Raw genomic sequence first — 25092 nt, 5'->3', positions numbered from 1 at the left:
AAAGTAATTAAAGTTTTTTGAAATGAAAAAAATATTTTTATATATCCTTGCAGGATCTTTGTGTTTTTCTGCTTGTAAGAAAGATGATGATACATCAGCCTATGTAGAACCGGAAGACATTACTACACAAAACACCTATGATGATCAAGCCATTAAGAAATTCATGGATGAGAATTATCTCGATGCGCAAGGTAATATAAAAGCTTTCAGCTCTACGGACACGTCAGATGATAACGAAAAGAAATTATCTGAGCTTTCGCCTGTAACGCTTCCTTCAGGAACAATCTATATAATGAGAAGCGGTGCTCAGCCTGTTAATCCTGCAGCTAATCAAACCATCAAGGATGATGATATTATCAAAATTATGGGAAGAGGATACTCGTATCTGGCCGTTAATGCTGATGGAAACACTACATTCCAAGCGAAAGCTGCCTTTTTAAATACCATTGACGGAACAGGTGTGCCTGTTATTGACCCAATGTATTATTATGTAAAGAAATCAATATTGAACACTGTTACTACCCCTGATGCTGCAAAAAAAGCAAAATATTATCAAATTCCAGGATTTAGAGAAGCTTTACAGAAGTTTAAAGCATTTGATAATCTTACCGGTGAAACTCCATATAACTTACAAGGAGTAATTATCATTCCTTCCAGAGCTGCTTTTGCAAGAAATCCTCATTACCCTTATTTAAATACTTCGTACAGAAATAAATCTTTTGTGTTCAACTTTCAAATTTATGGAAGAGAAGATAGACCAAGTGATGACAAACAAACACAGGAACAACAGCAATAAAAGATAATTCTATAAAATAAAAAACACCGTCTCAATGATGGTGTTTTTTATTTTATAGAATGTTATTACGATCTTGCTTTCTGTTTTACATTTCCTAAAATATCAGGGAAGTAAAGATCTGCAAGGTGGTCAAACTCATCTCCTCTCATAAACATGGTAGCATCTACTTCTTCATAAGAGCTTCTTCCTGCAGCAGCAATCAGTTCATTGCAGGTATGAAGTGTATTTTTGTGGAAGTGATATACTCTTTCTGCCTTATCTGTCACATCAAGTCCTTTGATAAGCATTTTATCTTGTGTTGCTACTCCCGTAGGACAGTTGTTTGAGTTACATCTCAACGCCTGAATACACCCTAAAGAAAACATAAATCCTCTGGCATTGTTACACATATCTGCACCCATTGCGACTGCTCTCAGGATATCAAGGCTTGTAAGAACTTTACCGCTGGCGATCACTCTTAATTTACTTCTCAGATTATAGTTATTAAGCGTTCTGTTCACAAAGATCAACGCAGGTTCTAAAGGCATCCCTACTCCATCGGAAAATTCTGGTGGTGCAGCTCCTGTTCCTCCTTCTGCTCCGTCTATAGTGATAAAATCAGGATAAATCTTCAGAACATTCATCTGTACACAGATATCTTCAAATTCTTTGGTATCACCAATACAAAGTTTAAAACCAACCGGTTTTCCTCCGGAAAGGTCTCTTAATTGCTGTACAAACCTCAGCAATCCGGCAGCATCAGAAAAAGCGCTATGGGATGGTGGTGAAATAACGGTCATTCCCGGTGTTACGTGACGAATTGCTGCAATTTCCGGTGTGTTTTTTACTCCTGGAAGAACTCCTCCGTGTCCCGGTTTTGCTCCCTGTGATAATTTTATTTCAACCATTTTCACATTCGGGAGGGTGGAATATTTTGTAAATAATTCAGGATTGAATTTTCCTTCAGCGTCTCGGCATCCAAAATACCCTGTCCCAATCTGCCAGCATAAATCTCCTCCTTCCATATGATAAGACGAAATTCCTCCTTCTCCTGTATTGTGGTAAAAGTTTCCTTTTTTAGCTCCTCTGTTTAGTGAGATCTGTGCTCTGTCACTCAAAGCTCCGAAACTCATTGCAGAGATATTGAATAAAGAAGCATGGTAAGGCTGTGTACATTGTTCTCCGCCTACCCATACTCTCGGAAGTTCTTCTGATGGTGATTTTGCATAAATAGAATGCTTGATCCCTTCGTATTTTCTGTGATTCACTTCCAACTGCGTACCAAAAGCGACGGTATCACTTAAATTTTTTGCACGTCTGTATACTGCAGAACGCTGGTTTCTTGGAAACGGCTTCCCGTCTGTCTCCCTTTCAATGAAGTATTGCTGCATTTCGGGTGAAATACTTTCGAAAAAATACCTGAAGTATCCCAATACAGGAAAGTTCCTCAAAATAGCGTGTTTCGATTGGTAAGCATTGTAAACACCCAATGCATAAATGGCGGATAACAGCGTTGGTATCCAATAATGCGCTCTGATCAGTATTGCTACAATCCATGTAGCAACTACTAATACAATTCCCCAAGATAAAAACTTATCTCTCATGAATGTAGTATTTAAAGTTTAAAAATAAATTTAGTAGAATTTTTGCAAAGAGCCTATGCTTTTGCTAAAAAATTTTGGTAAGAAGATTGCACAGAAACCGTGCCATCTGACAGGATTTTTTCTAAATTTAGAAATTCAATTTGATTGATGGATGCAGGATCAAAGTCTTTCTGGACTCTCACATAGTTTTCTGTGAAGCCGAACATTTTCCCGTCTTTATTTTCATGCTCCCAAAGAACAGGAAGCGTTTTTCCAAGTTGTGTCTGATAAAATGCCATTTTCTTCTTTTCAGAAAGAATTCTCAACATTTTATTACGTTTTTTTCTTTCCGCAACAGGAACTACACCTTCCATTGCTGCGGCTTCCGTATTTTCTCTTTCAGAATAGGTAAATACGTGAAGGTAAGTGATAGGAAGTTCATTAAGGAAATTATAAGTTTCCATAAATCGTTCTTCTGTTTCTCCCGGGAATCCTACAATAACATCCACACCGATAGCCGCATGAGGCATAACCTCGCGGATCTTGTTCACTCTGTCATTATAAAGCTTGGTGAGATAACGACGTTTCATCTTTTTCAAGAGATCATCGCTTCCGGACTGTAACGGGATATGAAAATGCGGAACAAAGCTTTTGCTTTTAGAAACCAGTTCAATACTTTCATCTTTTAAAAGATTGGGTTCAATAGAAGAGATACGAATTCTTTCTATTCCTTCTACTTTATCCAATTCAGAAATAAGATCAAGGAAAGTATGTTCGTGTCTTTTATTTCCAAATTCTCCTTTACCATAATCACCGATATTCACCCCTGTAAGAACAATTTCTTTGATGTCTTTTGCAGCGATCTCCGTGGCATTTTTGAGAACATTTTCAATGGTATCAGAACGTGAAATTCCTCTAGCTAATGGAATCGTACAGTAGGTACATTTATAATCACAACCATCCTGTACTTTCAGGAAAGCTCTGGTTCTGTCCCCAATAGAATAACTTCCGATAAAGAAATCGGTTTCTTCAATTTCACATGAATGCACTACGCCTTCACTCTCAGATTTCTCCAAATCATCCAGGTAGCTCAGAATATTGAATTTTTCTTTTGCTCCTAAAACCAGGTCAACACCTTCAATCTGTGAAATTTCTTCAGGTTTTAGCTGTGCATAGCATCCAACAATTACAACCAGTCCTTCCGGATTGGCTTTCATTGCTCTTTTGACGTGAAGTTTACATTCACGGTCAGCATTTTCTGTCACAGAACATGTATTGATAACATACACATTCGCCTTTTCATCAAAGCTTACCTTATCATAACCTGCATCTGTTAACTGACGGGCAATAGTAGATGTTTCTGCAAAGTTTAATTTGCAGCCAAGTGTATGAAACGCGGCAGTTCTATGAAAAGTAGACATTTGTTACTCCTGAATTTTATGGGTGCAAAGATAGTAATTTTAATAAGAATCCAAGATTGATTCAATCTATTGTTTATATTCGTCTCTTACTTCGGGGCTGTTTTGAAAGCAGACAGGTGATGAATTGGTCTCCGGATCCTGATTTGAAAATTTGGTTTTCATTTCTGTATTAAACTGTTGAGATCGGTTTCTGGCAATGGAAAGTGTGTTCCAGTCTTCGTTCTTTATCATTTTGGCGATATAAACAATTTGCCCGATGTGGTAAGGATAATGAGCCAATTGACGAAGAACGGCATCAATCACCGGATGGGCTTCTCCTCTGATATATGTTGTTGAGTAGAGATTCTCCTCGTTTATTTTATCAAGAGCATCAAAGAAACATTTCCAACCCTGTTCCCAAAAATCCAGAACCTGTTGTTTAGTGCTAAAAGTATTGACAAATTCTCCGTCACGGTTACGCCAGGATTTCTCACCATCTTCAGTCAGGAAATTAGTCCATCTTGAAAGCATATTTCCTGCAAGATGTTTTACAATAATGGCAATAGAATTACTTTCTTCATTATACTGCCAGAACATCTGCTCATCTGTTAACTGTTCAAAGGTTTTATCACCAAGAGATTTATAGTATTCAAAACGTTTTACAAACAGGTCTTTCATTCTTTCTATTTTGATATCTAATTTAAAAACTTTTAAAAATAAAAACCACTTCTATTGAAGTGGTTTTTTCTATCTGTTTTATATACTATTCTCTGTTTTTCACCAATACCCAACCTGTGAATTTAATGGCTGTATTCTTTTTATCATTTTCATTCCATGTGATAGAATACCAGTATGTTCCTGTAGGGACTCTTCTTCCCCCTTGGGTACCATCCCATTTATAGCCATTGGATCTGTCTGCCTGGAAAATTTTATTTCCATAGCGGTCAAAGACATTCATGATCAGGTTTTGTTTGTTTGCCAGTGCTGAATAATCAATCACATCATTTATTCCGTCTGCATTAGGGGTAATCACATTCACCAGATTAGGGACAACAATTCCTATTTCTATCGGATCACAGTCATAAGCATCTTTTACGTATACTTTATGATCTCCTCTTGAAAGATTATTGAAAACATTGGAATCCTGCCAGATAATATTATCTATTGAATATTTATAAGCCGGAGTTCCTCCTATGACAGATACTGTGATTGTATTATTTGAGATATCGATGCCGGAAACAACAGGCTGTTCGGAAGGAAGTACTTTTACCGTTTGTGTGGTAACACATTCTCCTGTTTTAAGTTTTACCCAATATACACCTATTCCGGCTTTGATGGTTTGTGTAGTAGCTCCTGTGCTCCATTCATAACTTTTGAATCCGGGGCCTGCATCCAGCGTTGTCTGGTCTTCTGCACAAATAATCACATCTTTAAGTTTATCAGAATAGACAGGTGGAATAACGATCAAAGTAACTTTAGCCACATTATAACAACCCTGAGCATTAGAAACTCTAATATACACAAAACCATTAGGTGCAATGTAATTATTAGGATTCAGAATTTCATTGGTCTGATTAAGAGCATCCGTTAATGAAGGATAATATTTTTTTGTTGGATTGGTTTGTCCGGTCACCGAAGCATTCACAAGATTAAAAGAGGCAGTAGATGGACTGGCTTCAATGAAACATGATCTCAGGGTTGTTTCATTCACTACCACTACCGGATAAAACTTCAAAGTAATCTGTGCGACTGCAGTACAACCAAACTCAGATATTATTTTCACATAAATAATTCCTTCTGCAGATACAAACGCCATTGGGGTGGTAATCTCATTGGTTCCGGCATTGAGATCTGCCATTGTATGATAATATTTTTTAGTAACATTCGGATTGGCGATAACATCTGCAGTTGTGAGATCAAATAAAGCTGTACCTGCATTATTATTGTTACATTGGGTCAAAGTTGCATTTTTTGCTGTAATAGAACCATCTTTAAATTTAAAGGTTCCAACCTGTTTACATTTATTCAGCGGATTAGATGCATTGGCTGGGTCGGTATAATTGATGCTGTAATAATAGACAGTTGTTGTATTTACAGTGATAGGAACTGTAATAGGGTTATTCCCTGTTAAAGCATCATTTTGGCTCAGATGATAGCTTACCCCAAAGTTTTGATTTCCATTAAGAATTCCTGAGGATAAGGTAGAAAAATCAAATAATGCTGTTGTAGAACATATCACCACTTCTCTTGGGTCTGCAGGATTTGCAGCCGGAATTCCGGGAGGATTAAAAGGCTGAGTCTGGATATTTGGATCTGTAAAAGGTGAAGCCAGTGTTGCAGTTCCTCCCCATGTCAAAGAAAACGGAGCTGTTGTAGAACTGGTACTGCTCACCCAGTTGTCGATAAACAAATAATAAGTCTGTCCTGGCAAAACATCAAGATATCTGCAATAAGGAGTTAAAGAACCTCCTGCAGCACTTAAAAGCGTACTTGTCATATTTAATCCTGTTGCAGGACCAGGCCCAATAACTGTTGCAGCATTACAGCGTATTGGTGAGCCTAAACTTCCACAGTTTACATTGGGACCAAAAATCGCCCAGTCATAATCAGCATCCGGATTATTAGGAACCAGATCAAAAGTAAGAGTTCCTCCAGTAGCAATTGTAATTTTATACCAGATTGAGTTGTGCTCTCCTGTAAAGTCTATACAGCTTCCTGAGTTGACCAATTCTTTTATATTGCCATATCCTGTAGGGCTATACGTAATATTTGAGTTTCCACAAACAGACAGTGCGGTAGCACAGTCGGCCTGAGCATAGAAAGTATGAGAGAGGCTGAGAAGTATAAAAAGTAAAAATTTTCTCATAGATTAATGTTTTTATGGTTACATTAGTTATACATTGTATTGATTTTCAATGCACATCAAATATAATCTTATTTTAATTAAAAACAATAAAATCTAAATAATTTTAAACTATTACAAATTAAAACACTAAATAACCTTCAATTATTCACATTATATCAAATTAAAGAACGAAATAACCAAATACAATAAAACATTAGATTTATTTTATACTTGTAATATTTCCACAGAGATTTTCAAGGTGAAATATTTTATGGAAAGGACTTTTCACTTCCTTCAGATGTTCTTTATCCTGAATGAAAGTATATCGTGAAGCAATAGAATTCATATCGGAAACAATGACCAGCCAGCATTCGTCAACAGAGGTGTCATAATAAGGAAATTTTTCATTCTTCTTTTCAATGAGTTCCAGAATCTTTTCGGAGCATAGTTCATCAAACAGATTCATGCTGTACTCATGGGTTATAAATACATTTCTACGATGGAAAGATTTTCTTACACTTTTTACACAGCCCACTCCTTTATTTTTTTTGATGCTCTTATAAATGCTGATGATGTTTTCCTGTTGTACTTCCAGATTATCAAATTTAGTTTCCGGGTAGAATTCTAAAAAATAAACACCACGATATTTCGTAGTGTCTTCCTGTTCTAATAATATTTCTGCCTGACGGAACATTTTATTCAAAGTACTTTCTACTTTTTTCATTTCCAGATGATTGATTACTTCAGTCAGTTCTATTCCGATTTTTTTGTCGTTTAATTTGGCAATAAAGTCTGGACTCTCGCAGGTAAGGTTTTCAAATTTCACTTCGGGGAAGTGATGCATAAAAGAATTGAGAAGCAGAATCTCGGATTTCTTTCTGTACTTTTCACGGTCATGCAGCGGAGATTCGTCTATGGTACGGTGATACTTCTCTATGGGCTTTTTTTTCAAATGCCGGTTCAGGTAATATAAACTCAGATTCTTGATCAGATCTTCTTCAGAAAACGTCTTTTTCATGTGTGATTTTTTTATTTAATTAAAGAACACATGCAGCCAATGGCTTTCATTATTAAAAGTTTTTGATAATCAAAAATTTACACTCTTAAAGGTAAGTAAAAAAACAATTCAATACTTAGTTTTTTAATTAATTTATCGATTAATTAATGTAAAGTTTATTTTCATAATTAATACCTTTGTCTTTTTAAACACAAACCCACATTTATGGATTTTAGGAATTTCAGAATACCCTACACTATCAATCCTCAATATTCAAAAAAGACCGTCTATTTCTCAATGGAATTTGCTCTTGAGCAGGTACTGAAAATATATTCAGGAGGACTTGGCTTTTTGGCAGGATCCCACATGAGAAGCGCTTATAACCTTAAGCAGGATCTTATCGGAATTGGTATCTTATGGAAGTTCGGTTATTATGACCAGGCAAGAAATCACGATCAGACTTTACAGCCTGTATGGACCAGAAAAATGTACAGTTTTCTTAAAGACACCGGAATAAAATTCCAAATCGAAATCCATAGTGCTCCGGTTTGGGTAAAGGTTTGGTATCTTGATCCTGAAATTTTCAATACAGCACCTATGTTTTTCCTTTCCACAGATGTTCCGGAAAATGATCACGTTTCAAAAACGATCTGTCACAAATTGTATGATGCCAATGAATCCACAAAACTTGCACAATACATCTTACTGGGAAAAGGAGGCGCCAAGTTACTGGATGAAATGAATATTGAGAGAGAGGTTTACCATCTTAATGAGGCCCATGGACTTCCGGCAGCCTTTCATCTTCTGAGAAAATATAACGGCGACCTTAATAAAGTTAAAGAAAAACTCGTTTTCACCACTCATACTCCGGAAGAAGCAGGTAATGAAAAGCATAGTTTCAGATTATGTTATGATATGTCCTATTTTTCGGGATACAGCATGGAAGAAGTAAAAAAGATTGAAGGATCTGATGATGACCGTTTCAATCACTCTCTCTGTGCCTTAAGAATGGCAAGAATGGCTAATGGTGTTTCCCAGCTTCATGGGGTAGTTTCCAGAGCTATGTGGAATAAATACCCGGGAATCTGTGAAATCACCTCTATTACCAATGCTCAGGAATTTAAATATTGGTCTGATAAACCTTTATACAATGCAAAAGATGAAAATGATGCCACTGTTTTTGATTTCCGTAAAAAATATTTAAAGAAAAAACTGTTCAATATTGTTGCTGATCAAACGGGTAATTTATTTAATCCTAATGTCTTCACGATTGTATGGGCAAGAAGATTTGCAGGTTACAAAAGAGCAGAACTTCTTTTGCACGACAAGGAAAGATTCTACAGACTTCTGAATCATCCAAAATATCCGGTACAGATCATCTGGGCAGGAAAACCTTACCCAATGGACTACTCAGCAATTTCTACATTCAACACCCTGGTGGAAGAAAGTAAAAATCATAAAAACATTGCTGTTCTTACAGGCTATGAGCTTTCTTTAAGCAAGTCTTTAAAGCAGGGTTCTGATGTATGGCTTAATAATCCGAGAGTTCCAAGGGAAGCTTCAGGAACTTCCGGTATGACGGCTGCCATGAACGGTTCTGTGAATTTATCAACAGATGACGGCTGGATTCCGGAATTTGCCAAGCACGGAGAAAACTCTTTCGTTGTTCCTAAAGCTGATTATCAGAATATGAGCATTTATGAACAGGACAATTATGATTTAAATACATTGTATGAAATCCTGGAAAACGAAATTCTTCCCACCTACTACGATCGTCCTGACCAATGGAGAAAAATTCAGCATAATGCAATGAATGATGTGAAAGATCATTTCAACAGCGACAGGATGGCGGATGAATATTACAGAATCCTCTATAATAATCAGCAATAGAATTAATGAGCAATATCCTGAACACACCTGAATCCGGTGTTTTCAAGACTTGTATCAGGGCTGCTTTTCATGCGTCTGGCTACCCTGTATCCACTGCAATAGCTATCATTGCATAAAAAGCTTCCTCCGCGCAGGCTGCGTTTTACACTATATGGTTCCTGAGGGTCATACGACCTGTCGGCACCCTGAGGATTTAGAACCAGTCTGCCTTCAAGCTTTTTATAATAATCATAGTTGTATAAATCATTACACCATTCCCAAACATTTCCAGCCATATCATACAGGCCATATCCGTTGGCTTTAAATGACTGTACAGGAGCAAGGGTACTATAGCCATCTTTCTTTTCATTAAGGTAAGGAAATTTTCCTTCCCAGCTGTTCACCTTAGGCACTCCTGCATTAATGGACTCATTTCCCCATGGATAAATATTATTTTTTAATCCGCCTCGCGCCTCAAATTCCCATTCCGCTTCTGTGGGTAAACGTTTACCGGACCATTTACAATACGCCTGCGCATCGTCCCAGCTTATGTGCACTACAGGATAATTATCTTTACCTTCAATATTGCTAGCCGGTCCTTGCGGATGTTTCCAGTTAGCTCCTTTTACCCATTTCCACCATTGGCTGAAATCATTCAGATTCACAGGTTTATTTGTAGGTTTAAATACTAATGAAGCAGCTACCAATAAGCTATCCGGAGGTTTCGGAGTCCCTTCGGGCAGGTTTTTTTTTAATTCTTCCCAATCGGGTTTACGTTCCGCCGTTGTGATATATCCTGTAGCATCTACAAATTTACGGAACTGTGCATTTGTGACTTCTGTTATATCCATATAAAACGGAGAAACTTTTACTCTATGTTTAGGGTATTCATCCGGATCAGCCTGACGGTTATCACCACCCATGTCAAATTCTCCGCCCGGGATAAGCACCATTCCCTCCAGAGAAATAGCTCCGCTAAAACTGATATGAGAAGAATCTGCTGTACCTAATCTCTTCGGAATAGTCATGCAGGTATGCCCGGATTTATTTTCCTCCGGCTTTAAGGTTTTCTCTTTGTTACAGGAACAGACAAAACTTAATACACCTGTATAAATGATCATTTTTTTTATAACGGAAAGCATCATCTCTATCTGAATATTTATAGTTTTTATGATCTCGGTTTACTATATCTCCATCCTTTTTTCAACTGAAGTGAAAGTTGACTGACTAATTTTTTAGAAGAAACTTCTTCAGCAATATTTATATTTTCATCAGGATCATTTTTATGATCATAAAGTTCTCTGGCGAGATAGTCTCCGGGTTTTTCCGTTTCTTTATTCCATTCGAACCATTCTACATATCGATAACGGCCGGTACGGATCGCATATCCCATTCTTTCTATATTTTGTGTTCCTTTGGCTTTTACTCCATATCTTCCCAATAAAAACTGACTGTAGACCGCAGTTTTCCATGCACGGGCAGGATCTGTAAGCAGGGGTTTCATACTGGTTCCCTGAAGATAATCCGGAACTTTTAGTCCCGCCATATCGCATAAAGTAGGATAAATATCCACAAATTCTGTAAGAGCATTGCTTGCTTTACCTTTTGCCTTTACTCCTGCTCCACTGATAATAAGCGGCACTCTGGTATCAATCTCATAGTTGCTTTGCTTACACCAACCGTTATGCTCTCCCAGTTTCCAGCCATGATCTCCCCACAATACAATAATGGTATTTTCACTCAGCCCTAATTCATCAAGTGCTTTTAACAGCCTTCCTATCTGGGCATCCGTATAAGAGACAGAGGCATAATACCCATGGAGAAGCTCTCTTTGCTTTTCCACATCATAAGGCTTTTCCGATGGTAAAGGCAGGTCTGATCTGTCTGTATAGCCTCTCAGTTCACTATCTCCATGTACCGCAAATTCCGGAGCATTTTCAGGCATGAATTGATTTTTTGCAAGTGGTATGTCGTTTCTGTTATACAAGTCCCAATATTTTTTAGGAGCATTAAATGGTAAATGCGGACGGTAATAACCTACTGAAAAAAAGAAAGGTTTATCTTTTCCTTTTAATTCTTTCAGCTTTTGAATGGCCATGGTTGTTTGTGCCCCATCATAATAAGCATCATCATCAACATCTGCCATTTCAACGGAATTGGACTTTGTGTAGATAAATCCATAAGCATCCGGATTGGCTTTTCCCATTTTCTTAAGGGCAAGCTCCTTTTCTTTCTGAATTATCTTGTTTTTCTCCAGTTGATATACCGCATCCGGATCAAAAGGATATCCGTTTACATGAAGCTCTTCATTCCAGGACTTCTCATCAGGAAAAATATTATGAAAAGTTTTTCCGATACCCACCGTATAATAACCATTATTCTTGAATAACTGGGGAAGCGTTACTACATCCGGCAGGTTCTTCCTGAAATCTGTCTGAAGATCCCATACACGAACGGAATCAGGTCTCAGACCTGTCAGAAGGCTGGCTCTTGAAGGGTTACATACAGCCTGCTGACAGTATGCCCTTTTAAAAACTACTCCTCTTGCCGCAAGTTTATCCATATTAGGTGTTTTTATAACCGTGTTCCCATAGCTGCCCATTTCAGGTCTTAAATCATCAATAGGAATAAATAAGATATTGGGTCTTGTTTGTTTTATACTGGATTTTATACTTTTTTTAGGTTTAGGATTATCTTTGAAATTACCTCCCCATACCGTTATGCAATTGCAAAACGCTACAATGAATAATATTTTAAAAAAATTGAAATTTTTCATCGGATATATTTTTTTCTTTTTATTGATAAGACCTGGTCTTTATCAGCTTATTTTTCACTTCTTTCCATCCTTTCTTACGCTCGTCCGAAAGCTTTTCCAGGATGTCCTTATTTTCAGGATAAACGGCAATATTAAAATTCTCTTTGGGATCTGAAGTAAGATCATAGAGCTCCCAGGCCACAAGTTCTCCAGGCTTTTGTCAACAAAAGAATAGCTAGTGTTTTTAAAGTAGAAACTCCGAACATATCAATTAGTTTTAAATAATCAGCTTTGCAAGAATATGAACTACATTATGGCAGAAGTTGAGACTTCCAAGGCTGTTTTATCTTAATTAAACACTGGATAAAGAAAAACTTAACCATTCATAAAACATTAAGGATTCTTTTTCATCATTTGTGTTTATTTGAAATAAAATATAACGAATTATGAATGATGTGAATTTGCAACAAAAAAGAATAAACTACAGCAAAGTAAACTACAGCATATATACATCAACAACACAACATATTAATTTGCAGATATTTAAAATAAATTAAATAACATCAAAGTATAGGAAAAATTGCACTTAAAAAAACAAAATCAGCTAATTTCCCCATCACTTCTTTGCCTATTTATTGTTCGAAACAGATAAAATATAGAATTTGAGATAAAAAAAATCCAGAAAGGTATTCTTTCTGGATTTTATGAGTTACTTATTTTTCTTTTTCACTGGTACTTTCATACCTTTTTCCCGCGCTTCAGAAATACCGATGGCTACGGCCTGTTTTCTGCTTGTCACTTTCTTTCCGGAAGAAGATTTCAGTTTTCCTTCCTTGAATTCATGCATCACTTTTCCTACTTTGTCCTGAGCTTTTTCCGAATATTTAGTCTTGCTCATGATCAGATTTTTTTAAGATTTTGGCAGGGATACCCCTAATTCATAGACACAGGCATGTTTCAAATACTTTGAACGCTCTCTCGATGTTACCGATTCAAAATGATCATTCTTGATCACAATAATCGGGTCTTCTATATTTTCAATTTCAAAATTGGCAAAGTATCGTTCGTCCGGACTGGTTTTATCATTTCGTGCTTTTATTTTCTGCAGCTCATCCGCATATTTTCTGAATCCCGGATCTGAAGAATGGATAAATTTATACTCATCGCCTGCATACACATAGTAATGAATTTTTTTCTCTATCAAACCCGCTTCATCTGTAATTTCGGGATTATCATTTCCGTCTCTAAACACCACTTCTACCAATGTTCCTCCTTTTTTATGAGCACATTCTTCCGCATCACTAAAGCTGGAAAAACCTGTATAAACAATCTGGTCGTTTAATACATAACGGTTCAGTTTCTGGTTGTATGCATTCGTTTCCATAATTATTATTTGATTTGATTTATACTTATTATATATTCAATTTTTTTGCCAAATTGCCTTTTTAAAGAAATTTCATTAATGAATATTTTCAATTACTCCAGATTCGAAAACTAAAAACCATTTTCCTGAAACAATAAGAAAAAATGACATCCGGTTCTGATTTTTATTTTATATGGTTATGTAAGTAAGAATTATTAAATTTGGAATCATTAAAATTGAAAATGAAAAAACTCCTTTTAACTCTTACTGTTGCTGCCGTATTTCAAAATGTCTCAGCACAGGAAATTACTTTAGATAAAATATATTCAGGATATTACCGTGGAAAAGGGATTGCAGGAATCTCATCTATGAAAAACGGAGAGAACTATCTTGTCATTGAACCTTCAGGAATTGCAAAATATTCTTACAAAACTTCACAGAAGGAAGGGAATCTTGTGGATGGAAGATTTGAAAGCTATATTTTTTCTGATGATGAATCTAAAATCCTTTTACAAACAGGAAGCCAGCCTATTTACAGACATTCTTTTCTGGGAAAATTTGATGTAAAAGATTTAAAATCCGGGAAAGTAATAAGCCTGAATGAAGGAAAACCGGTTCAGGAGCCTACATTTTCACCAGATGCTACAAAAGTGGCGTTTATATCTGACAATAATCTTTTCTATCAGGATCTTAGCTCAGGAAAAATCACACAAATTACTACGGATGGTAAAAAGAACTCTATTCTGAATGGTTTGGCAGATTGGGTATATGAAGAAGAATTCGGGCATGCAAGACAATATGAATGGACAAAAAATTCTGATGCCATCGTATTTGTGAAGTCTGACGAAAGCCAGGTTCCGGAAATCTATATTCCGATTTACGGGAAAAACCTTTATCCTGCTGAGATGCGTTATAAATATCCAAAAGCAGGTGAAAAGAACTCTGTAGTTTCAGCACAATTATACCGTCTTGATAACGGGAAAACAATGCAGTTGAATTTAGGTTCTTTCAAAAACTATTATATTCCGAATGTATTCCAGACCGCAAAACCGGACGAAATTGTTTTAATTACTTCTGAGAGAATCCAGAATGCTTCGGATATTTTAAAAGTAAATACCAAAACAGGAGCAGTTCAGAAATTATTTACTGAAACGGATGACAAATGGATCGATACAGACAGCCCTACTCTCGAATTCCTTGAAGATGATTCCTTCCTTTGGGCTTCTGAGAGAGACGGGAACCGTCACCTTTACTGGTATGATAAAGACGGTAAGTTGAAAAAACAAATCACAAAAGGAAATTGGGAAGTAACGGATTATTATGGTTTTAATCCAAAATCTAAAGAAATTTACGTTCAGACTACTGAAAAAGGAAGCATTAATAAAGTGATTTCCAAAGTAAATATTGAAAACGGAAAAACTCAGCTGATCTCTAATGCAGAAGGAAATAATTCTGCTAATTTCAGCAAAAACTATAATTATTTCATTGAGACATCCTCTACCGCAGCAAAACCTTATACATACGTTTTAAAAGACGGTAACGGAAAAGCAGTAAAAGAACTTCAGAACAACAACGATCAGCTTCAGAAGTTGAAGAGTGATAATTTTGTTGAAAAAGAATTTATTACGATTCCCAATGCTGTAGGCGATCAGATGAATGCCTGGATCATGAAGCCTAAAAACTTTGATCCGAATAAGAAATATCCTCTATTCATGTTCCAATATTCTGGCCCTGGATCTCAACAGGTTGCCAACTCATGGGACAACGGAAACGCCATGTGGTTCAATCACCTTGTACAAAAAGGATATATTGTTGCTTGTGTGGACGGACGTGGGACTGGTTATAAAGGAGCAAAATATAAGAAAGTAACCTATATGAATTTAGGAAAATATGAGATCGAAGATCAGATCACTGCAGCCAAGTGGCTTGGGAATCAATCTTATATTGATAAAAGCAGAATCGGAATGTTTGGATGGAGCTTTGGGGGTTATATGACCAGCTTAGCAATGACTAAAGGTGCCGATGTTTTCAAAGTAGGAATTGCTGTAGCACCGGTAACCAACTGGAGATATTATGATTCTGTGTACACAGAAAGATTTATGAGAACACCTCAGGAAAACCCTGATGGATACGATAAAAATTCTCCTACAGAATATTCGAATCTGTTGAAAGGTAAATTCCTGTTGATTCATGGAACTGCTGATGATAACGTTCACTTCCAGAACTCTATGGAATTCTCTGAAGCTTTAATTCAGAACAAAAAACAGTTTGACTTCATGGCTTACCCGGATAAAAACCACGGAATCTATGGTGGACAGACGAGACCTCAGTTGTATCAGAAAATAACGGATTTCATCGTGAATAATCTATAATATCAAATATATATATATCATAAAAATTCCTTTCAGAAATTCTGAAAGGAATTTTTATTGATGTACCTCTTAAGGATATTTTACCGCTTTATCCAGTTCTATAGGATTATTAAAAGTTCTTAGTTTTTTCCTTTCGTTGTCTTCTGCTGGCTTTAGCTGTTCTTTGGACAAGACTGTTCCATCCTCCAAAAGTAGTTTTTTACCTTCAGGAATTGTAAGATTTCCATTAAAAGCGTATTTAAAGGGATTGGAATAGAGGTCCAGCCTTAGTTTATTTAAATCTTTTTGGGTAACGGGAATTGCTCTGGATATAAAGCCTTCCAATGAAATACGTTGATAACTCTCCGGAATTTTTTCACTTTTGATTACTTTAAAATAATAATCTTTTTTTGAATCATATAGCTCCATGATTAAACCAGGCAAACCATTAAATTTATAGGGTCCGTAAGAAACTGGGATATCTTTGGAAAACCATGCAACCCAACTTCTTCCACCAAACGCGGTTACCGCTTTTTGAACCCGATAACCTTCAACTGTTTTGATACTATCTGAAATTTTCCAATTCTGTTCCGCCTTTTCGTTAATCTTGTAGAAATTCACATCTCCTATGTATTCATAGTTTTGATAGACATTGCTGTTGTTCTGTTTGATGAGAAACGAAGTCAGCCTATTAATTGGAGATCGTTCTGTAGCTGTAAATATTGAATCCCTAATATAATTCAATCTGTTATAATAGGCTATATCCTCCTTTGTAACATCCAGATAATAATTTTCCCTTGTAATATCTTTTGAGGTTGAATCTTTCTTGTATTTCACCTCATAGATGAACCTGTTGTTCTGAGCCAACATCATACATGTTCCCAGCAATATAAATAATAAGCTTTTCATAATAATTTAATTTTCAGATAATAATTCCGGGATAAAGAACTCCAGATCTGCTCTTTCATACTGAACCGGGTATTCCGTGTCATTGATAAAGATATTGGGTGTAAAATGCACACCATTGCTGCTTACCCACTTTTCGTGTCCTTTTAATAATTCCAGTGCATTCTCTGAACTTCCAAAATATTTAGAATACATTTGATACCAGTTACTTTTGTCTTCACTATATCCCTGAACGTCATACCAGCCGCTCAATGCTTCCAGAAATTCTATTTTATTTTCGCTGTTGATATAGATATTGGTAAGATTTACATGAACGGTTCTATTATCCAGATCATCCCTGCTAAGATCTATATCAAAGAAAATATTGACTCTCAACTCATCAGAATACTTTTTAACCAGCTTTAGAAAAACAGGATAAAATTCTTTACAATGCTTACAAAAAGGATTGGTAACAAAGGTTAAAGTTTGATCTGCTTTTTCATTTCCAAACACAAAAGCGCTCGAAAAATCTTTATTCGTAAACCTTTTCTGCAAAGACAAATTATTTTTGAAAAACTGATAGTTTCTCCTGAATTTTAAATTTCTTTTAAGCGTATTTTCATCTTTCTGTGCATTTTGATTTTTTATCCTAAAATTCATCAAAACGATGAGCGAGCCTAAACTTCCAATTAGAAACAGAACAGCACTTATGTCTGGCTTTTTACTGGTAAAGGATATAAGGTTGGCAGCCACCAGTTGAATACATACTGAGGCTATGATTACCATGCAGACAGGGCAGTATTTTTTAACAATAAATATCTGATAGAATAATGATAAGAAAGCAATGGGTATGAAGGCAAATAATCCATATTGATAGATCTCAAAAAAGAGTTCAAGATTTTTTATCAGACCAAATAAAATAAAACATACGATCTGACTGGTAAAAAACAGCAGTGAAATCTCAGATAAATCTATTTTGTTAAAAATCTTCCATTTTTTCGAATTAAAAACCAGATCGCAGTCCGTATTCAAATAATTGCTTTTACATACTCCAACCGGTATGAATGTTCCTTTGCCATGAGTTTTTTTGTAGGCTTCACGGGCAAAGATGAATCCAATAAGGCCAGTAGCCGCAAAGATTAATTTCAAAACCAGGTTAGAATCATCATATCCTAAAAGAAACAGAAACAGCAGCACTACAATTCCCCAATTAAGGTATGCATAATCAAGTTTTGATTTTGTATAGGACTTCTCTTCAGACTTTTCTACAATAAGTATTACATTTTCCCATTCTGAAAAAAAACCTTCTGTAGGAGAACCATTGACTGTTATTTTATCACCTATATTATTCACCACTGCTAATTCTCCTTTTACTAAAGCCAGAAAATCCTCAGGTAAAATGTCTTTTTCATCATTATCAATTCTGTAACTGTAATTTTCAATATTGAAAAAGTGTAAAGCATCAGAAAATGCCAGAAGACTTGGAAAATCAGGATGCCCTTCCAGCTGAAGTTCAAATTCATTCTTATCAATATGTATTTTATAATCATCCAGATAATTGATAACAGCAGTATAACTTTTGCGTGTCATTTTACTATAACTATTTTGTATTAAAAAAAACAGCAACAGTTTCCTGTTGCCATTTTAAAAGGTTTCCAGTGATTATCCACAACAAAAGGTACCGTTGCAATAAGAATCACCATTCCCATTATGGGTATTGGCACAAGCTGCATTCGTACACCCGCATCCTCCATCCGAAATAGGATCTTCCTGTCTTAATCCCCCTTTAATAGTTTTCAACTCATTTCGGGATAAACTTCCTTTCATCTTTTTTAAATTGATCTTTTTCATAATAAATGTTTTTTGATATTATTTGTCACTATTGACATGGGCGAAAATAGAAAACAAATGTCACTCAGAAAGGAAATACATATGCATATTTTATGTTTATTCATTGTATTTTAATTTGTGAAATATGTACAAGTTTTTAAATAAAGAAAACCCTTATGTACATTCATATTTCTTATTTATTTCATTAATCATTTGGGTAAGTATTATTTATTTTATCAATTGAAATTAAAAAGCTATTTTTGGGAAATTTGAAAATTGATTATATGAAGACTAAACATCCTAAAGGGCTACCCTTTCTCTTTTTTACGGAAATGTGGGAGCGTTTCGGGTACTACCTGATTCTTGGAATCTTTGTCCTATATGTTATTGAGCCTACGGGTATGAAAGGCGGACTTGGACTTCCGGATAAAACTGCTGATGACATTTTCGGAACTTATATTGCCTTAACTTATCTGACTCCATTCATTGGAGGATTCCTGGCTGACAGGGTTTTAGGGTATATTAAATCTATTTATCTTGGAGGTTTTTTAATGGCCGCAGGATATATAGGAATGGGTGTTTTTAAAGATTTGCCTTTGTTTTATGCTTCTCTGGCATTAATTATCATTGGAAATGGTTTCTTTAAACCTACTATTTCAACACTCTTAGGAAATCTTTATTCAGAGGAACCTTATAAAGCGAATAAAGACTCCGGATATAATATTTTCTACATGGGAATCAATATTGGAGCGTTTATCTGTAATATTATTGCCGCTTTCATGCGTAATAAATTCGGCTGGGGTGAAGCGTTCATCACTGCTGGTGTGGGAATGCTTATCGGAATGGTTATTTTTACTATCGGAAGAAAACATTATATCCACGCTGCTCAGATGAAACCTGTACAGGAAGGAGATACGAAGCTTTCTGAAATTCTGATCAAAGTATTCGTTCCTGCTATCGTTGCCGGAGCAATAGGTTGGTTTATTCCTGGAAATATTTTCGGAAGTGACAGTACGGATGCCTTTATTTTCGCTTGTATACCCGTTATTTATTTCTATGCTTCTCTTTATTTTAAAGCTAAACCTGATGAAAAAGCCTCTATCGGAGCATTACTTTCTGTATTCCTGATCAGTATGTTCTTCTGGGCTGTTTTCAAACAGAATGGTACGGCTTTAACAAGATGGGCCAATTATTATACGGACAGAAGTGTTCCTGCTTCTCTTGAAAAACCATTGGAAGGAATTTATATGGTGGAAGGGAAAAGTTATGAAGACAAAGAAACTCCTGTTTATGACAATCAGTTCCGTTCTCAGAAAGATGATAATGGTGAGACTAAAAAGGAAATGGGTAAAGATGTATATTTTAAAAACATCTCTCCTGAGCAACGTACTGCCCTTGAAAAAAATCCTGAAAACAAAGTATATTTATACAATACAGAATTATTCCAGTCTATCAATCCATTCTGGGTTATTGCGCTCACTCCTGTTATTGTGGGCTTCTGGGCACTGTTAAGAAGAAAGGGTAAAGAACCTTTAACGCCTACCAAGATTGTTTTAGGATTATTCATTTCAGGACTTTCTTGTCTGGTAATGGTTTTAGCAGTAATGGCCGGGGACAATGGATCTGTAAAAGTCTCTCCTCTATGGCTGGTTGCCAGCTACGGAGTAATTACGATCGGGGAACTATGTCTGTCTCCGATGGGGCTTTCTTTTGTATCCAAACTTTCTCCTGCAAGAATTACAGCATTGATGATGGGAGGATTTTTCCTGGCTAACTCTGTGGGAAATAAACTTTCCGGAATCCTCGCAAGTACATGGTACAATTACGAAAACAAGACGAATTATTTCCTTGTGAACTTCACTTTGTTAATATTTGCTACACTTTTAGGCCTTTCTATGTTAAAAAGACTGAATAAAATTATGACAGAAAAAGGGCACTAAAATCCTTAATATTATAAAGATAACTAAGCTGCGGAAGAGTCCCGCAGCTTTTTTATTTAAAAATAAAATTAAAACCTTGCCAAAAACCCAAAATAAACTATATTTGTCAGTCTTAACAAAAATTAACAATAGAAATGGATAATATTGAAGCATTGAGTCCGAAACCGGATGAATTTGTAGAGAATAAGAATTCCAGGCATCCTAAAGGATTATGGGTTCTTTTCGGAACAGAAATGTGGGAGCGTTTCAACTTTTATGGAATGAGAGCTCTTTTAACGCTCTTCATGGTAAATTCCTTATTGATAAAAGAAGCTGATGCAGCGATCATCTATGGTGGATTTCTAGCTTTATGTTATTTAACCCCTCTTTTAGGAGGATTTATTGCTGATAAATATATCGGAAACAGATATGCGATCATCATCGGAGGATCGTTAATGGCTATCGGCCAGTTCTTATTATTCATCAGTGCCTCTACTTTCTCAGCGGATATTGGAAGTGCTAAACTTATCATGTGGCTGGCGTTATTCGTTATTATTTTCGGTAACGGATTCTTCAAACCGAATATTTCCTCAATGGTAGGAAGCCTTTATCCAAAGCAGGAAAAATCCAAACTGGATTCTGCTTTCACCATTTTCTATATGGGGATCAATATTGGGGCGTTCTTAGGTCAATTTATCTGTCCATATGTAGGTGATGTAAAAGATGCTGCAACTGGAGTAAGAGATATCTTCGCTTTCAAATGGGGATTCTTAGCTGCTTCTATTGCCATGGTAATCGGAACAATTACATTCTTTATCCTTAAAAACAAATACGTAGTAACTCCTGAAGGAAGACCTATCGGAGGGTTACCAAAAAATAATACAAGTGCTGACTTCGAGGAAGGAGAAACTCAAACTGCTAAATTCTCAGGTCAGGCTTTAGGAATCACCGGAGGAATATTTGTTGTTTTATTCTTCGTTTTCAGATACCTTCTTGTAGGTGAGTTTGGATTCAACTCCGTAGAAATGGGACAGTTGATTAAAGGGATCATTTATCCATTCATCTATTCGGCTGGTATTGCTCTTGCATTCTTAATTATGTCTTCTGCAGAAAATAAAGTTGAAAGACAGAGAATCTGGGTAATTTATATCGTATCATTCTTTATTATTTTCTTCTGGGCAGCATTTGAACAGGCAGGATCTTCATTAACATTTATTGCAGACAACCAGACTGACAGAAACATTTTCGGATGGAATATGCCTCCTTCAATGGTACAGATCTTCAACGGTATTTTCGTAGTTCTTTTAGCTGTTCCTTTCAGTTTATGCTGGGACAAGTTAAGGGCTAAAGGAAAAGAGCCGGTATCTCCGTTCAAACAAGCGATGGGATTAGCATTGATCGCACTTTCTTATTTCATCATTGCACACAATGTAAAAGATCTTGGAAACTCAGGTCTGCTAGCTATCAAATGGTTAATGTTACTATATTTCATCCAAACTTGTGGTGAGCTTTGTCTTTCTCCAATTGGTTTATCATTGGTTGGTAAACTAGCTCCGAAAAGATTTGCTTCATTATTATATGGTGTTTTCTTCATTTCTAACGCTGCTGGTTATGCATTAGCAGGTTCATTAGGAGCACTTATCCCTGCAACAGGTGATAAATTCAAAAAAGCTCAAGAAATGGGAGTTAATCTACAGGATGTTTTGGATAAAAAAGTAACACTGACAGCTGATCAGGTAGCAGCTTTTGATAAGGCTCAGCTTCCATTACACAACCCTACGTTTGTAGGATTTGAAATTCACAATCTATTCGAATTCTTCATGGTATTCGTAGTACTTTGCGGTATTGCTTCTGTAATTTTAGGTTTAATTTCACCTATCTTAAAGAAAATGATGCATGGTGTAAACTAATTGTGTCAACAAAATATAATAAAACCTCTGCAAAGTCAGAGGTTTTTTTTATTTTCGTATGATGGAAATTTCCGAAGATTCTTTATTCCAATCCGTACAGGAAATCATTAGACAGTCGCGCGAAAAAGTTTTTCGGATCGCGAATTCTACACTACTGCTTACATACTGGCAGATTGGAAAATTAATTGTTGAAGATGAACAACAGGGAAAAGAACGTGCAGAATACGGAAAATATACGCTGAAAAAACTTTCTGAAAAACTCACTTTGGAATTTGGAAAAGGGTTTGATTATACCAATCTATCCAATATGCGGAAATTTTACACCGCATTTCCAATTGTTGACGCATTGCGTCACGAATTGAGCTGGACCCATTACAGATTACTGATAAGGCTGGATAATGCTGATAAAATAAATTACTATGTCAATGAATCCGTTCAAAATAACTGGAATTACAGGGATCTTAAAAGACAAATCAATTCGCTTGCTTACGAAAGAGTTTTAGAACATAAAAAATCTTCTCCGGAAACTATTCACAGTGTTTTAAAAGATCCTTATATTTTTGAGTTTCTCGGTCTTAAAGCTGATGAACAATTTTCAGAAAAAGAAATTGAAACAGCCATTATTGACCATATTCAAAAGTTTTTACTGGAATTCGGGAAAGGTTTTGCCTTCGTAGCCAGACAACAACATATTTCTACGGATACATCGGACTTCTACATTGATCTTGTTTTCTATAATTACATTTTGAAGTGTTTTGTCATCATCGATCTAAAAACCGGAGAACTTTCCCATCAGGATATCGGACAGATTGATATGTATGTAAGAATGTATGATGATCTGAAACGCGGTGAAGGAGATAACCCAACCATCGGAATTTTATTATGTTCAGAAAAGGATGAGACTATCGTAAAATATTCCGTTTTGAATGATAAAAACAATTTATTTGCCAGCAAATACCTGCTGTACCTCCCAAAAGAAGAAGAACTAAAACAAATTATTGACCAGGACAGAATCCGTTTTGAACTGGATCAGAAAGATAAAAACCCTTAATTAGAACTTAATCATATACCATTATGAGCTTAACTTTAGATGAAATACAAAATTTCAAAGGAAAGTATCCCAGACAAATCTGGAGCCTGTTTTTCTCTGAAATGTGGGAACGTTTCTGTTTCTACGGAATGCGCGGAATGCTGGTTTTCTTTATGATCTCCCAGCTAAATTTCCATGAAAAAGAAGCCAACCTTCAATATGGAGCCACCCAGGCTTTCGTTTATGCCTTTACTTTTGTAGGAGGTCTTTTTGCTGATAAAATTTTAGGATTCCGAAAATCCTTGTTCTGGGGCGGCCTTCTGATGATTGTAGGAAGTTTAATTCTTGCAACCGATCCCCACAAATTCTTTTTCTTAGGAATAGCATTCACCGTAGTAGGGACAGGTTTCTTTAAACCTAATATTTCATCTATGGTGGGACAGCTTTATAAACCTAATGATTCAAGAGCAGATGCAGGATTCTCACTTTTCTATGCCGGAATTAACCTTGGTGCATTATTGGGAGGTTATTTGTGTATCGCTATTGGTAAAGGAGAATTCCTGGGCAATGTCATTGCAGAAGAGATGAGATGGCATATTGCTTTCGGACTTGCTTCAATAGTAATGGTGGTGAGCTTAATTAATTTTGTATTCACACAAAGAACATTGGGTACTATTGGTTTACAACCGGGACACCCTTTAGCAGAAGAAAAAAACGCTCCAATACCAAAATGGAAAGAGTATGGAGTATATGTTTTGTCTTTAATTTTCGTTCCTATCATCATGACCATGGTAGCCAAGACAGAATATACAGATTATTTCATGTGGACAATCGGGCCATTAACCTTAATCTATTTATTTTATGAAATGTCTAAAGTAACCGCTTCTGAACGCAAAAAACTTTGGGCAGCTTTAGTATTCATTATATTTTCCATCATATTCTGGGGAATCTATGAGCAAAGTGGAGGTTCTTTAAGTATTTTCGCAGCTAAAAACCTGAATAAAGACCTTCTGGGATTAGACCCAAATGGTGTAAACAACTCTGGAGGAGCATTCTTCATTATTTTCCTTGCTCCATTAATCGGTCTTCTTTGGATCTGGCTGAACAAAAGAAAAATTGAACCCAACACGATTATCAAATTCGGATTAGGATTCATTTTCTTAGGACTAGGATATTATGTTTTGTTTGCAACCCGTCTGTTTGCTGATCTTCAGGGCATCACTTCACTGAACTTCTTCACGCTGGCACTGCTAATCATTACACTTGGAGAATTATGCCTTTCTCCTATCGGATTATCCATCATGACCAAGCTTTCTACCAAGAATCTTCAGGGAATGATGATGGGAATGTGGTTCCTTGCTTCTGCTTATGGACAGTATGTTGCCGGAATTATTGGTGCAAGTCTTGCCACAGCCAAAGAAGGTTCTACGAACTATGATGAATTGATCACTTATACTGATGGATATAAACAATTGGGTTTATATGCGGTAATTGCCGGAGTGGTATTAATTTTGATATCTCCGTACGTGAAAAAATTAATGCAAGATGTAAAATAAAAAATAAGTAATTATGCTTATTTT

Annotated in this window: 20 protein-coding genes; 7 read left to right on the top strand and 13 right to left on the bottom strand. The window is 36.1% G+C overall.

The window, feature by feature from the left end:
- The first annotated feature begins 22 nt into the window (after nucleotides 1-22).
- A complete protein-coding gene (locus BUE84_RS03810) occupies nucleotides 23-796 on the top strand; it encodes a hypothetical protein (protein ID WP_079240559.1) in 774 nt (257 codons plus the stop codon).
- Between the two features lie 65 nt (nucleotides 797-861).
- Here BUE84_RS03810 and BUE84_RS03805 read toward each other — a convergent pair whose 3' ends face one another.
- The 5 genes from BUE84_RS03805 to BUE84_RS03785 form a co-directional block, all read right to left on the bottom strand.
- The gene (locus tag BUE84_RS03805) at nucleotides 862-2379 is read right to left on the bottom strand and encodes an FMN-binding glutamate synthase family protein (RefSeq protein WP_079240558.1); all 1518 of its coding nucleotides are present in this window, start codon (nucleotides 2377-2379) and stop codon (nucleotides 862-864) included.
- Nucleotides 2380-2432: 53 nt separating this feature from the next.
- On the bottom strand, nucleotides 2433-3779 hold the full coding sequence (mtaB, locus tag BUE84_RS03800) for a tRNA (N(6)-L-threonylcarbamoyladenosine(37)-C(2))-methylthiotransferase MtaB (RefSeq protein ID WP_079240557.1): 1347 nt from the start codon (nucleotides 3777-3779) through the stop codon (nucleotides 2433-2435).
- Between the two features lie 66 nt (nucleotides 3780-3845).
- On the bottom strand, nucleotides 3846-4436 hold the full coding sequence (locus tag BUE84_RS03795; protein WP_079240556.1) for a DUF1572 family protein: 591 nt from the start codon (nucleotides 4434-4436) through the stop codon (nucleotides 3846-3848).
- Nucleotides 4437-4521: 85 nt separating this feature from the next.
- Nucleotides 4522-6624 carry a T9SS type B sorting domain-containing protein gene (locus tag BUE84_RS03790; protein ID WP_079240555.1) on the bottom strand — a complete coding sequence of 701 codons (2103 nt, stop codon included), beginning with the start codon at nucleotides 6622-6624 and terminating at the stop codon, nucleotides 4522-4524.
- 199 nt (nucleotides 6625-6823) lie between these two features.
- Nucleotides 6824-7621 (bottom strand): hypothetical protein, encoded by a 798-nt coding sequence (locus BUE84_RS03785; RefSeq protein WP_079240554.1) that lies wholly within the window; start codon nucleotides 7619-7621, stop codon nucleotides 6824-6826.
- A gap of 204 nt (nucleotides 7622-7825) precedes the next feature.
- On the opposite strand from BUE84_RS03785, the gene glgP reads away from it, so the two are divergent.
- Complete coding sequence (gene glgP, locus BUE84_RS03780) at nucleotides 7826-9490, top strand: alpha-glucan family phosphorylase (RefSeq protein ID WP_079240553.1); 1665 nt, start codon at nucleotides 7826-7828, stop codon at nucleotides 9488-9490.
- A gap of 2 nt (nucleotides 9491-9492) precedes the next feature.
- Here the strand turns inward: glgP and BUE84_RS03775 are convergent, their stop codons facing one another.
- From BUE84_RS03775 to BUE84_RS03760, 5 genes are all read right to left on the bottom strand, one after another.
- Nucleotides 9493-10590: a formylglycine-generating enzyme family protein gene (locus tag BUE84_RS03775; protein WP_238594355.1), complete on the bottom strand. Its 1098-nt coding sequence runs from the start codon at nucleotides 10588-10590 to the stop codon at nucleotides 9493-9495.
- 47 nt (nucleotides 10591-10637) lie between these two features.
- The gene (locus BUE84_RS03770) at nucleotides 10638-12245 is read right to left on the bottom strand and encodes a sulfatase (protein WP_079240551.1); all 1608 of its coding nucleotides are present in this window, start codon (nucleotides 12243-12245) and stop codon (nucleotides 10638-10640) included.
- Between the two features lie 19 nt (nucleotides 12246-12264).
- Nucleotides 12265-12426: a hypothetical protein gene (locus BUE84_RS24345; protein ID WP_158521342.1), complete on the bottom strand. Its 162-nt coding sequence runs from the start codon at nucleotides 12424-12426 to the stop codon at nucleotides 12265-12267.
- Between the two features lie 507 nt (nucleotides 12427-12933).
- Nucleotides 12934-13122, bottom strand: a complete 189-nt coding sequence (locus BUE84_RS03765; RefSeq protein ID WP_047428132.1) for a DUF6496 domain-containing protein — start codon at nucleotides 13120-13122, stop codon at nucleotides 12934-12936.
- A 12-nt stretch (nucleotides 13123-13134) separates the two neighbouring features.
- Nucleotides 13135-13608, bottom strand: coding sequence for a hypothetical protein (locus tag BUE84_RS03760; RefSeq protein WP_079240550.1), 474 nt, complete (start codon nucleotides 13606-13608; stop codon nucleotides 13135-13137).
- Between the two features lie 221 nt (nucleotides 13609-13829).
- Between BUE84_RS03760 and BUE84_RS03755 the strand changes: the two genes are divergently transcribed.
- The gene (locus tag BUE84_RS03755; RefSeq protein ID WP_079240549.1) at nucleotides 13830-15959 is read left to right on the top strand and encodes a S9 family peptidase; all 2130 of its coding nucleotides are present in this window, start codon (nucleotides 13830-13832) and stop codon (nucleotides 15957-15959) included.
- A 69-nt stretch (nucleotides 15960-16028) separates the two neighbouring features.
- Here the strand turns inward: BUE84_RS03755 and BUE84_RS03750 are convergent, their stop codons facing one another.
- The 3 genes from BUE84_RS03750 to BUE84_RS03740 form a co-directional block, all read right to left on the bottom strand.
- Complete coding sequence (locus tag BUE84_RS03750) at nucleotides 16029-16847, bottom strand: GLPGLI family protein (protein WP_079240548.1); 819 nt, start codon at nucleotides 16845-16847, stop codon at nucleotides 16029-16031.
- Nucleotides 16848-16853: 6 nt separating this feature from the next.
- The gene (locus tag BUE84_RS03745) at nucleotides 16854-18413 is read right to left on the bottom strand and encodes a vitamin K epoxide reductase family protein (protein ID WP_079240547.1); all 1560 of its coding nucleotides are present in this window, start codon (nucleotides 18411-18413) and stop codon (nucleotides 16854-16856) included.
- A 72-nt stretch (nucleotides 18414-18485) separates the two neighbouring features.
- The gene (locus tag BUE84_RS03740) at nucleotides 18486-18674 is read right to left on the bottom strand and encodes a hypothetical protein (RefSeq protein WP_079240546.1); all 189 of its coding nucleotides are present in this window, start codon (nucleotides 18672-18674) and stop codon (nucleotides 18486-18488) included.
- A 263-nt stretch (nucleotides 18675-18937) separates the two neighbouring features.
- On the opposite strand from BUE84_RS03740, the gene BUE84_RS03735 reads away from it, so the two are divergent.
- From BUE84_RS03735 to BUE84_RS03720, 4 genes are all read left to right on the top strand, one after another.
- On the top strand, nucleotides 18938-20593 hold the full coding sequence (locus BUE84_RS03735) for a peptide MFS transporter (RefSeq protein WP_079243847.1): 1656 nt from the start codon (nucleotides 18938-18940) through the stop codon (nucleotides 20591-20593).
- 134 nt (nucleotides 20594-20727) lie between these two features.
- Nucleotides 20728-22482 (top strand): peptide MFS transporter, encoded by a 1755-nt coding sequence (locus BUE84_RS03730; RefSeq protein WP_079240545.1) that lies wholly within the window; start codon nucleotides 20728-20730, stop codon nucleotides 22480-22482.
- A 58-nt stretch (nucleotides 22483-22540) separates the two neighbouring features.
- Complete coding sequence (locus BUE84_RS03725; protein WP_079240544.1) at nucleotides 22541-23533, top strand: YhcG family protein; 993 nt, start codon at nucleotides 22541-22543, stop codon at nucleotides 23531-23533.
- Nucleotides 23534-23556: 23 nt separating this feature from the next.
- Nucleotides 23557-25068, top strand: coding sequence for a peptide MFS transporter (locus tag BUE84_RS03720; RefSeq protein ID WP_079240543.1), 1512 nt, complete (start codon nucleotides 23557-23559; stop codon nucleotides 25066-25068).
- Nucleotides 25069-25092: the final 24 nt, after the last annotated feature.

Origin of the sequence: Chryseobacterium indologenes (assembly GCF_002025665.1) — a bacterium.
Classification (GTDB): Bacteria; Bacteroidota; Bacteroidia; order Flavobacteriales; family Weeksellaceae; genus Chryseobacterium; species Chryseobacterium metallicongregator.
This window is presented reverse-complemented; position numbering and strand designations above follow the sequence as displayed.